At 73.7% G+C, this 12,349-nt stretch carries 10 protein-coding genes and 1 pseudogene; 2 read left to right on the top strand and 9 right to left on the bottom strand.

All coding sequences use genetic code 11. The annotated features are described in order from the left end of the window. Positions 1-17 precede the first annotated feature (17 nt). The 6 genes and pseudogenes from O7595_RS14125 to O7595_RS14100 all read right to left on the bottom strand — a co-directional run. Positions 18-191: pseudogene (locus O7595_RS14125) on the bottom strand (TetR family transcriptional regulator); the annotation flags it as partial. Positions 192-232: 41 nt separating this feature from the next. Next, positions 233-1,552 (bottom strand): two-component system sensor histidine kinase CseC, encoded by a 1,320-nt coding sequence (cseC, locus tag O7595_RS14120; protein ID WP_269729042.1) that lies wholly within the window; start codon positions 1,550-1,552, stop codon positions 233-235. Beyond that, on the bottom strand, positions 1,549-2,253 hold the full coding sequence (gene cseB / locus O7595_RS14115) for a two-component system response regulator CseB (RefSeq protein ID WP_269729041.1): 705 nt from the start codon (positions 2,251-2,253) through the stop codon (positions 1,549-1,551). Before cseB ends, cseC begins: the two co-directional genes overlap by 4 nt. Before the next feature lie 146 nt (positions 2,254-2,399). Next, positions 2,400-3,008, bottom strand: coding sequence for a hypothetical protein (locus O7595_RS14110; protein WP_269729040.1), 609 nt, complete (start codon positions 3,006-3,008; stop codon positions 2,400-2,402). Between the two features lie 92 nt (positions 3,009-3,100). Then, positions 3,101-3,679: a SigE family RNA polymerase sigma factor gene (locus O7595_RS14105; RefSeq protein WP_269729039.1), complete on the bottom strand. Its 579-nt coding sequence runs from the start codon at positions 3,677-3,679 to the stop codon at positions 3,101-3,103. A gap of 169 nt (positions 3,680-3,848) precedes the next feature. Then, positions 3,849-4,799: an A/G-specific adenine glycosylase gene (locus tag O7595_RS14100; protein WP_269729038.1), complete on the bottom strand. Its 951-nt coding sequence runs from the start codon at positions 4,797-4,799 to the stop codon at positions 3,849-3,851. A gap of 738 nt (positions 4,800-5,537) precedes the next feature. On the opposite strand from O7595_RS14100, the gene O7595_RS14095 reads away from it, so the two are divergent. Then, a complete protein-coding gene (locus tag O7595_RS14095) occupies positions 5,538-6,356 on the top strand; it encodes a hypothetical protein (protein WP_269729037.1) in 819 nt (272 codons plus the stop codon). Positions 6,357-6,603: 247 nt separating this feature from the next. On the opposite strand, the gene disA is transcribed toward O7595_RS14095, so the two are convergent. Further along, positions 6,604-7,737 (bottom strand): DNA integrity scanning diadenylate cyclase DisA, encoded by a 1,134-nt coding sequence (gene disA, locus O7595_RS14090; RefSeq protein WP_269729036.1) that lies wholly within the window; start codon positions 7,735-7,737, stop codon positions 6,604-6,606. A 44-nt stretch (positions 7,738-7,781) separates the two neighbouring features. Then, positions 7,782-9,191 carry a DNA repair protein RadA gene (gene radA, locus O7595_RS14085; protein ID WP_269729035.1) on the bottom strand — a complete coding sequence of 470 codons (1,410 nt, stop codon included), beginning with the start codon at positions 9,189-9,191 and terminating at the stop codon, positions 7,782-7,784. A 254-nt stretch (positions 9,192-9,445) separates the two neighbouring features. On the opposite strand from radA, the gene O7595_RS14080 reads away from it, so the two are divergent. After that, positions 9,446-11,194, top strand: coding sequence for a BACON domain-containing protein (locus tag O7595_RS14080; protein ID WP_269732483.1), 1,749 nt, complete (start codon positions 9,446-9,448; stop codon positions 11,192-11,194). A gap of 284 nt (positions 11,195-11,478) precedes the next feature. Here the strand turns inward: O7595_RS14080 and O7595_RS14075 are convergent, their stop codons facing one another. Beyond that, complete coding sequence (locus O7595_RS14075) at positions 11,479-12,309, bottom strand: hypothetical protein (RefSeq protein ID WP_269729034.1); 831 nt, start codon at positions 12,307-12,309, stop codon at positions 11,479-11,481. Positions 12,310-12,349 lie beyond the last annotated feature (40 nt).

The following is a 12,349-nucleotide window of genomic DNA, read 5'->3' as shown; positions in this document are numbered from 1 at the left end:
GCGGCGGCCGCCACGGCTCACTCCCGCGGGCCGTGATGGGCCTGCGACACCGGATCGACGGCGACCTCGAGGACGGCTTCACGCTTCTCCTCGGGGTCGCCTTCGACGTTCTGCATGAAGAACATCCCGGCGTGCATCGTGAACAGCGCGCTGACGCCGCGCACCCGGTCGCTCAGGGCCAGGTCCGGCTCCGCCGGGAGGAATGGGGGCGGGGCGTTCCGCCGGGAGGCGATCAGTCCGGGAACGCCGGTCTGCGAAAGCTCCCCGTGTTCGTCGGCGCGTGTTCCGGCAGCCAGAGGACGGCGATCGCACCTCCGGCGGCGCCCGGCGACGCGGCGCCTTCCGGGGCCGCGTTGCGGAAGGTCAGCCGGGCGCCGAGGACCCGGGCCTGGCCTGCGGCGATGGTGAGACCCAGCCCGTGGCCCGTTCCCGCACGGTCGCTGGCGCCGGTGCGGAAGCGGCTCGGCCCCTCGCGCAGCAGCGCCTCAGGGAAGCCGGGGCCGTGGTCGCGGACCCGGACCACCCGGCCCTCGACCGTGACCTCGATCGGCGGCCTGCCGTACTTGGCCGCGTTGGTCAGCAGATTCAGCAGGATCCGCTCCAGCCGCCTCGGGTCCGTGCTGACCCACGACTCGTGCACGACGCTGATCCTGACCTCGGGGTCGAGCACGGCGACCCGGCGGCTGACGAACTCGCCCAGTGCGATCTCCTGGAGCTCGGCCCGCTCCGACGCGCCGTCCAGCCGTGCCACCTCCAGCACGTCCTCGACCAGGGTGCGCATGGCCCGTGCCCGGTCCCGCACCAGCTCGGTGGGGCGGCCCGGCGGCAGCAGCTCCGCCGCCGTCAGCAGCCCGGTCACCGGGGTGCGCAGCTCGTGTGCGATGTCGGCGGTGACCCGGCGTTCGGCCTCGATGCGTTCGTTGAGCGCGTCGGTCAGCGCGTCGACCGCCCGCGCCAGCTCGTCGGTCTCGTCCCTGACGACACCGCCGACGGCCTCCCGGACCCGTACGTCCGTGTTGCCCTGGGCCACCTTGCCCGCCGCGGCAGCGGCCTTCCGCAGGCGGCGCGAGAGCTGTCCGCCGATGAGCACGCCCAGCGCACAGCCGCCGAAGACGACCGACACCGAACCGATCACGAGGGCGCGGTCGAGGTCCTTCATGATGTCGGCGCTGCGGTCGGGTATCCGGCTGTGCAGGGACAGCACATCGCCGTTGCTGAGCGGCACGGCCGCCCAGATGTCGGGCGCCGGGCCCTCCCCCTGCACGTAGGTGGCCATCCGTCCGTCGGCGAGCAGGCCGCGCAGCGGCCGCGGCAGTTCCGGGTCGTTGAGCTTGGAGCCGAGCTTCGGCTCGGTCCTCGGTTTCGTGGTCTCGTAGATGCGCTGGGCGAAGAGCAGCCGGCTCATCTGCAGATCGCGCGAGGTCTCGAGCATCGACACCCGGGCGGCGTTGTGCACGACCAGGCTCAGTGCGAACGCGATCAGCGCACCCACCGCGGCGATCGCGATGCTGATCTTCCAGCGGACGCCGGTGCGCAGGGCCGGTCTCCTCATGCCTTGAGCTTGTAACCGAAGCCGCGGACCGTTTCGATCCGGTCCTGCCCGATCTTCGTGCGGAGCCGCTGCACATGGACGTCGACGACGCGGGTGTCCCCGCCCCAGCCGTAGTCCCAGACGCGCTCCAGCAGCTTGTCGCGCGAGAGCACCGTGCCGGGCGCGGAGGAGAACTCCAGCAGCAGCCGCATCTCCGTGGGCGTGAGACCGACCGGACGGCCGTCCCGTCGCACCTCCATGCCCTCCGTGTCGACCTCCAGGTCGCCGAAGACCAGCACTCCGCGCTCGCCCGGCCGGCCCGGCTCGCCGGAGTCGCCCGCGACCCCGCCCGCGTGGCCGAAACGGCGCAGCACGGCCCGGATCCGGGCGACCAGCACGGCACCGTCGAACGGCTTCGTGACGTAGTCGTCGGCCCCGGCCTCCAGGCCGAGGACCACGTCGATCGAGTCCGCCCGTGCCGACAGCATGATCACGGGCACGGTCGACTCGTCCCGGATCCTGCGGCACAGGCTGACCCCGTCGAGGCCGGGCAGCATCACGTCGAGCAGCGCGATGTCGGGCCTGTTCGTGCGGAACGCCTCGAGACCGGCCAACCCGTCCGGCATGGCGGTCACCGCGAAGCCGTCGCGCTCCAGCGCCAGCTGGGTGGCCTCACGGATGACGTCGTCGTCCTCGACGAACAGCACATGTGTCTCGGCCATCCCTCAGCTCTCTCGGCTCTCGTCTCTCGGTCGTCGTCAGCGGCTGTCCGCAGTCCTCGGCACCGCTTCGGCCGGTGCCGGCGGGCGCCCGCGGTGCCGGCGCGGGCGCTCCGGCGGCGGCACGGCCCCGGCTCCGGGCCCGCGGGTCAGTTCTCGCTCGGCACCAGGGTCGGCGGCGGCTCTTCCTCACCGCCGACGACCCGGCTGTACTCGTTCTGCACCCGGTCGTGCTCGGTGAACTTGTTCCCCGACCAGCGGTAGGTGGTCACGATCTCGCCGGAGGGGTACGTGACCGGGTCGTCCTTCGCGTAGACCTGCTGGGTGACGACGAGGTCCCCGCGGTCGATCGTCGCGTAGACGGCGGGCTCCTCCTTCGCGAAGACATTCTCGTACGTCCCGTCCATAGCCCGGTACACGTACGTACCGATCCCCACGGCATCCCCGCAGGTCATCAGATTCACCACCACGTCCGGTGCCGTCGCGTTGTCCGTGAGGCTCCCGTACGAGGTGTCGATCGCATAGGCGTCGGCCGCGCACGGCCGGAGGTCGGCCTTGACCCCCTTGCTGACCTTGGGGTCGCTCTTGAGCAGCGCGATCGCGTCGACCTTCCGCACCGGAGAGGTCGTGGCGGTCGGCGCCGTCGTCGACGGCGACTGCGCCACCGGGTCCGTACGCGCCGGACCCTCGTCGCGGGTGCCCATGCCGCCGGTGGAGCAGCCCGCCGCGAGCAGGCCGAAGGCGGCGAGGCCGGCCATCGCCGTGCCACTCGCCGCCCACGGGCCCGGGAGCCGTCCGAAGGTGGGACCGCCCCGCGGGCCGGTCCCGTCCCCGGGCCCGGCCCCTCTGATCAGGCCGCGCAACGCTCCTGCCCCCGTTCCTCACGCCGTGCGTGCGAGTGGTTCCCGTGATCCGAACGCTCCATGGTCCGGGCGTTCAGCTCACGGCTCTCCAGTTCCTGGCGGAGCCTGGCGAGCGCCCGGTGCAGCGTGCTCTTCACGGTACCCGTCGACATGCCGAGCGCGGCGGCCGTCTCCTCGGTGCTCATCTGCTCCCAGTGCCGCAGCACGACCACGCTGCGCTGCTTGGGCGCGAGCACCTTCAGGACGTCCATGAGCAGGGCCCGGTCCGCGTGCTGCTCGGTGACGTCCTCGACGCTGGCGTCCGGCAGCTGCTCGGTGGGGACCTCCTCCAGCTTGCGGGCCCGCCACCATTCCGTACGCGTGTTGATCATGACACGGCGCAGATAGGCGTCGGCGAGGGACTTGTCGGCTATGCCGTCCCACCGGCCGTAGGTCCGCACCAGCGCGGTCTGCAGCAGGTCCTGGGCGTCGACCGGGTCGGGGACGAGCCGTCGTGCGCTGCGCAGCAGCGCCTCCTGCCGCGTGCGGACGTACTCCTCGAACTCGAGCACCTCTGCGTGCGCCATTCCAACCGCCTCCGTTCCCCGTTCCAGCCCCGTGACAAGCCGTGTGTTTCCGTGGTCTCGCTTACGCCACAAGAAGCTACGGAGCAGTTGTCACGAGGCTGTGCGGAGAAGCCGTCGGAGGGCGCACGGCCATCCATCGGTTGTGTAACAGGCGGGGCGCCACCGATTCTCAGGTCAGCGGCAACCGGAACCGGTCATTCTCCAGGGGTTCGACCAGTCCGTCCGAGACGAGCCCGTCCAGGGCCCGGGCCCGCTGGACGGGCTCGTCCCAGACCCGGTCGAGCACGGCGCGCGGCACCGGCCGCACGGACTCCCGGAGCACCGCGAGAAGCTTGCCGCGCACCTGGCGGTCCGTACCGGCGTAGGTCTGGCCGCGCCGGGGCGGTCCGTCGTGCGCCGGTTTCCCGGCGAGGCGCCAGACGCACACCCCGGCGACGGGGCACCGCCCGCAGTCCTCGTTGCGCGCGGTGCAGACGAGTGCGCCCAGTTCCATGGAGGCTGCGGCCCAGCGGGCCGCTTTCGGCTCGTCGTCCGGCAACAACGCGCGGGCCAGCCGGCGTTCGGCCGCGGTCGTCGCGTTCGGCGGGTACTGGACTCCGGTGACCGCGCGGGCGAACACCCGGCGGACATTGGTGTCCAGGACCGGGTGGCGCTGCCCGTAGGCGAACGACGCCACGGCGGCGGCCGTGTACTCGCCGATGCCGGGCAGCGCGAGCAGCTGGGCGTGCTCGCTGGGTACGTCACCGTCGTGCCGCTCCGTTATCGCGACCGCGGCTCCGTGCAGCCGCAGCGCCCGGCGGGGGTAGCCCAGACGGCCCCAGGCGCGCACGGCCTCGCCGGGGGCCTCGGCGGCCAGGTCCGCGGGGCGTGGCCAGCGGGCCAGCCACTGCTCGTACACCGGGAGGACCCGGTTGACGGGGGTCTGCTGCAGCATGAACTCGCTGACCATCACCCCCCACGCACCGGCCTCGGGGCGGCGCCAGGGCAGGTCGCGGGCGTGCTGGTCGAACCAGGCGAGGACGGGGGCGTGGAGGTCGTCGGCGGCCTCGGCGGCGCCGGGCACACCGTCCGGGTCGGAGGGGACGTCGGTCACGGAGGAGGGCATCTCGGTCGCAGTCATGGCACCTCCGATCCTGGCATGTTCAGCGCCGGACTCGGTGTATGCGCTCCGGGCGGCCCGTGACGGGGTCCGGGTCGGAGTACACGGCCGCGTCCGGATCGGTGCATTTCCCGGCCTGCGCGCCCGGGCTCCCGGGCGCCGGGGCGCGGGGCGGCGCGCGGCCGTCCCGGCCGGTCCGCGGCCCGCGAGCGGCCCTGCCGGCCGGACCGACCGGGTGGACCACCACGGCGGGGAAGGAGCCCGGCCCGGTCGGCGGCCGCACGGAGCTCCACGACCACGGTCGCCGTGCCCGGCAGCAGGGTCACGGTCGCGGCGTGCGGGTAGCGCACCCCGACGAGGGCGCGGAGCAGGCCATGAGCAGGCCGCGGGAACGGCGGGCCGGGCGGTCCGCGGCCGTACGGGCACTTGTGCGGCGCGGACCGCCCGGCGGCCGCCGAGGGGGCGCTCGGAACGGCCGGTCGCCCCTCGGCCGGCACGGCACCGGAGACGCGCGCGGTCCTGCGGCGGCGCGGTGCGGACGCTCCTCGTCCACCGGGGAGTCCGAAGGACTCGCTGTGCACACGGCCCGTCGCGGTGGCGAGCAGGGGCCGTCGGTCGGGCTCGCGTTTCCCTCGGCGCCCGACCGAGCACGTCAAGGCGGCCGGAATCGGGGGCGCATGATGATGATCGGTACATTCGGGAACCATGAGCGGCGGGTGGGGCCGGAGTTGCCCGCCGATCTCTCGTACAGTTCGGTACGTGGGATCTCTGCGCAATCCGGTCGGGCCCCTTCCCTCCTCCATCTACTGGCGACGGAGGGCGGTCGCGCTGCTGCTGCTCGCGCTGCTCGCACTGCTGATCGCCTGGGCCGTCAGCTCCGGCGACCCCGGCGGCCGTACGGGCGACGACGGCAAGCCGGGCGGCGCCGAGCCCGCGCCCTCCATCACGCCGGGCCCCAGCGGTTCGGGCCCCGCGATCAGTGAACAGCCGGGCGGCCGCGACGAGTCGGGCGGCACCGGCGAAGGCGCCGGCGGTGACGCGGGCACGGGTGCGGACACCGGCGGCGACGGCAAGAACGGCGACCCGGGGGCCGGCGGAGCCGCGAACGGCGGCGCGGCGAACGGAGGCGGAACCGGACCGGCCGAGCAGGTCCCGGCAGGTTCCTCACTCCCCGACTGCGCGCCGGGTGCGGTCGAGTTGACGGTGCGCAGCGTCAAGCCCGCCTACGCCCCCGGAGAGCGTCCCCGGTTCGAACTCGCCGTGCACAACGGCTCGTCCGTGACCTGCAAGGCCGATCTCGGCCCCAGGAAGGCGGTGTTGACCGTGTCCGCCATCAACGACGGCGAGAACGACAAGGTGTGGTCCTCGAAGGACTGCCCGACCGCGGGCGGTTCGCTGCTCCTGAAGGTCCCCGCGGGCCGGACCGTGACCCACGCCGTGGACTGGGACCGGCGCAGGAGCGCCCCGCAGTGCGCGACCCCGCCGGCCACTCCCGCGGCCCCCGGCTCGTACCTGCTGGAAGCCGCGTTCCCGGGCGCGTCGGTGGCTCCGGCGTCGTTCCGGCTGGAGAAGGACTAGTAGGACCGGGGGCATCCGGGAGGGCCGGCTCCGGCGGACCGTCGCCTTCGGCGGACGACGGTCCGGCCCGGGCCGGGTCCGCAGTTCGTCGGTCCGGGCCGGTTCCGGCCGGTGAGGGGCCGGGACGGCCCCCGCCGGGCGAGGAGCGGTTCGGCGATCGGGGGCGTCACGGGAAGGGCGGGGCCGCGTGCGACCGCTGTCCGTGGCCGGCCGCCTGCCGGGTCGTGGCCCTACGGCCGCCAGGCCGTCAGACGTAGCGCTCCAGGATGGACGACTCGGCGAGGCGTGACAGCCCCTCACGGACGCTGCGGGCGCGGGCCTCTCCGACGCCGTCGACCGTCTGGAGGTCGTCGACGCTGGCCGCCAGGAGCTTCTGCAGGCCGCCGAAGTGCTCGACGAGCCGCTCGATGATCGCGCCGGGCAGCCGCGGCACCTTCGCCAGCAGCCGGTAACCGCGCGGGGAGACGGCGGAGTCGAGCGTCTCGGGTGAGCCGCTGTACCCCAGGGCGCGCGCGACGATGGGCAGTTCCAGCAGCTCGGCGTGGGTCAGGTCGTTGAGCTCGGCGAGCGCCTCGTCGACCGTGCGGGAGCGCTTGGCGGTCGGTTCCGGGACGTAGTCGCGGATGACGAGCCCCCGCTCCGGTTCCACGCCGGCGATCAACTCGTCGAGCTGGAGCGCGAGGAGCCGGCCGTCGGTGCCGAGCTCCACCACGTACTGCTCGATCTCGGTGGCGATACGGCGCACCATCTCCAACCGCTGCGCGACCGCCGTGACGTCCCGTACCGTCACCAGGTCCTCGATCTCCAGGGCCGAGAGCGTGCCCGCGACCTCGTCCAGCCGGAGCTTGTAGCGCTCGAGCGTGGCCAGCGCCTGGTTCGCCCGGGACAGGATCGCCGCGGACTCCTCCAGGACCCGCCGCTCGCCGTCCACGTAGAGCGCGATGAGGCGCATCGACTGGGACACGGAGACGACGGGGAAGCCGCACTGCTTGGAGACCCGGTCCGCGGTCCGGTGCCGGGTGCCGGTCTCCTCGGTCGGGATCGACGCGTCGGGGACGAGCTGCACACCGGCCCGATGGATCTTGGTGATGTCCTTGTCGAGGATCAGCGCGCCGTCGAGCTTGCACAGTTCGCGCAGTCGTGTGGCCGTGAACTCCACGTCCAGCACGAAGCCGCCCGTGCACATGGATTCGACCGATTTGTCCATTCCCAGGACGATGAGGCCGCCCGTGTTGCCCCGAAGAATGCGCTCGAGACCGTCACGCAGGGCGGTGCCCGGGGCGACCGCACTGAGCGAGGCGCGCATCAGCGCGTCCGTGCCGGATCCCCCGGGGCCTCCGCCGGACTTTCCGGGTGCTGAGCCCCGGTCGTTGGCTGCCACTGCACTCCTCCGGCTCGTACGGGCGGGCGAGACCAGGGCAAAGTCTACCGGCGCGCGTCGTCCGCCCGTGGGGCCTCTGCCCTACGCCCGCGCGGGAGCACTCTCAGCGCGTCCCCCATGTCGGCGACTTCCGTGACCTTCATACCAGGCGGAACCCTGCCCGGATCGGACGGGACCAGCGCGTGAGTGAAGCCCAGGCGGTGCGCCTCGGCCAGCCGGCGCTGGACGCCCGTGACGCGTCTCACCTCGCCCGCGAGCCCCACCTCGCCGATCGCCACCAGGTTCTTCGGCAGCGGAGTGTCACTCGCGGCGGAGGCCAGCGCCAGGGCCACCGCGAGGTCCGCCGCGGGCTCGGAGAGCTTCACGCCACCCACCGTCGCGCTGTAGATGTCCCTTTTGCCCAGGGCGCTGATCCTGCCCCGCTGCTCGAGCACGGCCAGCATCATCGACACCCGGGAGGTCTCCAGCCCGGAGGTGGTGCGCCGGGGTGAGGGGATCTGCGAGTCGACGGTCAGCGCCTGCACCTCGGCGACCAGCGGGCGGCGGCCCTCCAGCGTCACCGTGAGGCAGGTGCCCGGCACGGGCTCGTCGCGCCGGGTGAGGAACAGCCCGCTGGGGTCGGCGAGTCCGGTGATGCCCTCGTCGTGCAGTTCGAAGCAGCCGACCTCGTCCGTGGCTCCGTACCGGTTCTTGACGCCCCGTACGAGGCGCAATCGTGCGTGCCGGTCGCCCTCGAAGTGGAGCACGACGTCGACGAGGTGCTCCAGCAGTCGGGGACCGGCGATCGCGCCGTCCTTGGTGACGTGGCCCACCAGCAGCGTGGACATCCCCCGCTCCTTGGAGGCGCGGATCAGCGCTCCCGCGACCTCCCGGACCTGTGCCATCCCGCCGGGCGCGCCGTCGATCTCGGGGGAGGCCACCGTCTGGACGGAGTCCAGGACGAGCAGGGAGGGCTTGACCGCGTCGAGGTGCCCGAGAACGGCGGACAGGTCGGTCTCGGCCGCGAGGTACAGCTGGTCGTGCAGCGCGCCGATCCGGTCGGCGCGCAGCCGGACCTGGCTCGCGGACTCCTCGCCCGTGACGTAGAGCGTGCGGTGGTCGTCGCCGGCCGCCTTCGCCGCGACGTCGAGCAGGAGCGTGGACTTCCCGACGCCCGGCTCACCCGCGAGGAGCACGACGGCGCCCGGCACCAGCCCCCCGCCGAGCACCCGGTCCAACTCGTCGACGCCGGTCGTGCGGGCCGCCGCCTGGCGGCCGTCCACCTGGCCGATGGGCAGGGCGGCGTTGGTGACCCGGCCGGCGGCGGTCGTGCGGACCGCGGGCGCCCCCTGCTCCTCCACCGTGCCCCACGCCTGGCATTCGGGGCAGCGGCCGAGCCACTTGGCGGTCGTCCATCCGCACTCGGTGCAGCGGTAGGACGGCCGGTCCTTGGAAGTCTTCGTACGGGCAGCCATGCGGGAAACCGTAGCGGCGCGCACCGACAGCGCGCCCACGGGTGCGGGGAGTCCGCCGCCCGGGACGGCCCGCGGGGTCGGTGACAGTCGCACATGCGGTGCGCATAGGCCACGTTGGTAACCACAATCACCCGCACCGTGGCAAATGCGCATGTTCTCTTTCGAGGGATCGCTTCACCCGTATGGATTAAATGTGCTCAAGTCGCGCGAAGGGTGTGCCAGCGGCTGCCTACGGTCGCCGGGTGACGAGCAGCATGCTGGAGCCCCCCGCGCAATCCACCGGCGCACACCGCGCACACCGCCGTGCGCGGCCGACGCTCGGGCAGACCCCGCCCGCACGCTACGAGCCGCATCTGGACGGGCTGTTCACCTACTGCCTGTCCGTGCTGTGCGACCACGGCGCCGCGACGGAGGTGCTCGGGGAGGTCCTGGCCGTCGCCGAGCGGCACCATGGGCGCGGCCCCACCGACGAGGACCGGCGGAAGGCCTGGCTGTACGCACTCGCCCGCTGGGCCTGCCTGCGTGCGCTGGGCGAGCAGCGCCGCCGCAGGCGCCAGGGGTCGGGGGCGCACGCGGCGCGGACCGGCGCGCCCGCCCGAGGGGCCGCCGTCCCGGAGGGCCAGGACGAGCCCCCGGTGTCCTCCGAGACCGAGGAGCGGCACCGGGCGGAGCTCGCCCGGCTGGCCTGGCCCGAGGCCGCGGGCACCACGCCCGAGCAGCGGGAGGCGCTGGAACTGGCCGTGCGGCACCGGCTCGGTTCCCATGACGTCGCCGCCGTGCTCGGGATGGAGCCGGCCAGCGCACGCGAACTGCTCTCGTCCGCCGCCTGCGAGGTGGAGCGCACCCGTGCCGCGCTCGCCGTCGTCGAGACCGGCAACTGCCCCTCCGTGGCTCGGCTCACCGAGGACCGCAGGGTGCTGCTCTCCGCCGCGCTGCGGCGTGAGCTCGTCCGTCATGTCGACGACTGTCCGCGCTGTCGCCGCGCGGCCGAGCGGGCGGGCGCCGCGGGACCATGGCCGGGGTCGACGGTCACGCCCGCCGCACTGCCCCTGGTCACCGCACCCCGTGCCGAGGCGCACGCGGCGTTGCTGCGCCTCCCGCGCGCCCGTGCCGCAGCGCCCCGTTTCCGCCGCGACGGCTTTCCCCTGGACCCCAAGGACCATGCCGCCCGGCGCGGCCGGCTGCGGGCCCGCGCCGTCACCACCACCGTGGTCGCGACCGTCGTCGCCGCGCCCGTGCTCGCCCTCTGGGCCGCCTACCGGGGCGCCCCGCTGACCGGCGAGGCACGCGAGGACTCCTCGGTCTCCGCCAGCGAGGCCGACGCGGCGCAGCCCGTGGGTGGCGTCCCGTACGACCGGTACGAGAACGCCGGCAACGCGCGTCGGGACTCCGCGGACCCTCAGGTCGCCGGCGGGCTGCCGAGCCCGGGGGCCGGCGGTGTCACCGTCGAGGTGATCAGTCCCGGCCTCCCGCCCGGCTCCGCCGGGGTGGCGGGACGGGGCTCCGGCCTGCTCTCCGTCGAGGCACGACCGCACGGCGGGTCCACGATGCTCACCCTCACCGCCTCCGGCGGTGCCCCGGTTTCCTGGTCCCTGTGGACGGACGCGCCGTGGCTCTACGCCGACCGCACCTCCGGCACGCTGGCTCCGGGGCAGTCGGCCGTCGTCCGCGTCCATGTCGACCACGCTGCCGAACCTGCCGGTCCGTGGAGCGCCCGTGTCGGTGTCGACCCCGCCGGAACGGTCCTGCAGATCCGCGGGGAGGGGGCGCCGCCGACCCCGCCGCCGTCGGAACCTCCGCCGTCGTCGGAACCTCCGCCGTCGTCCGAGCCTCCGCCGTCGTCGGAACCCCCTCCGTCGTCGGAACCTCCGCCGTCGTCGGAACCTCCGCCGTCGTCCGAGCCTCCGCCGTCGTCGGAACCCCCGCCGTCCTCCGAACCCCCTCCGTCCTCGACCGACCCCTCCCCGCCCCCGCTGAGCGAGGCCCCGGCAACGCCAGGCTGACGAAGCGTTTCTCCCGGTGCACCGGTACTCGGGTGCCAGACGCCGTGGACCAGGCGGGACCCCCCGGCGCCGGGCCGCGCCTCCGTAGCGAGGGGCAGCCCGCACGGTCACGATCCGGTGCGGCCGGGCGTGGTCCGCCCCGGCACTGCCGAAGGCCGCGGCCCGCACATCCGCCGGGTCCGCGGCTGATGCTCGGCCAGGGAGTCGTCGCTGATGTCGCCCGCACATCCGCCGGGTCCGTGATCTCGCGGCGTCGGCGGGCGGGCCCGCCCGCCGGAATGCGTCTACGCGGGATCCGCCGGGTGCGGCGCCATCAGCGGCAGCTGCGAGGCCAGCCGCGCCTCGCACAGCTCCACGAGCACGTCGTACGCCGCCTTGCCCATCAGCTCCGTCAGCTCGGGCCGGTAGGTCACGTAGACCGGATCCCCCGCGCCGTGCGCCGAGGTCGCCGACGTGCACCACCAGTGCAGGTCGTGGCCCCCGGGGCCCCAGCCCCTGCGGTCGTACTCGCCGATGGAGACCTGGAGGACCCGCGTGTCGTCCGGCCGGTCGATCCACTCGTACGTGCGGCGGATCGGCAGCTGCCAGCACACGTCGGGCTTGGTCTCCAGCGGCTCCCGACCCTCCTGCAGCGCCAGGATGTGCAGCGAGCACCCCACGCCGCCCGCGAAGCCCGGCCGGTTCTGGAAGATGCAGGAGCCCTTCCAGCGCCGCGTCTGCCGGTCACCGTCCTCGTTGACCTCGGCCCAGCCCGACGCGCGGCCGATGTCGTGGAACTCCCAGACCTCGGGGGTGAGACGTGCCACATGCTCGGCGACCCGCTTCTCGTCGTCCTCGTCGGAGAAGTGCGCACCGAGCGTGCAGCAACCGTCGTCCGCGCGTCCTGCCTGGATGCCCTGGCAGCCGCTGCCGAAAATGCAGTTCCAGCGCGAGGTCAGCCACGTCAGGTCGCAGCGGAAGAGCTGTTCGTCGTCCGCCGGGTCCGGGAACTCGACCCAGGCCCGCGGAAAGTCCAGGCCCTTCTCGTCCGGTTCGGCCTGCGAAGGGCCGTGAGAGGTGGCAGTGGGCTTCTTCGGCTGGGCTTTGTCCTGCTTCGCCTTTTTCGTCTTTGGCACGACTCCAGCGTATGCGCGTCGCCGCAGTAGCGTTCCGTAC

The sequence above is a fragment of the Streptomyces sp. WMMC940 genome (assembly GCF_027460265.1).
GTDB lineage: Bacteria > Actinomycetota > Actinomycetes > Streptomycetales > Streptomycetaceae > Streptomyces.
This window is presented reverse-complemented; position numbering and strand designations above follow the sequence as displayed.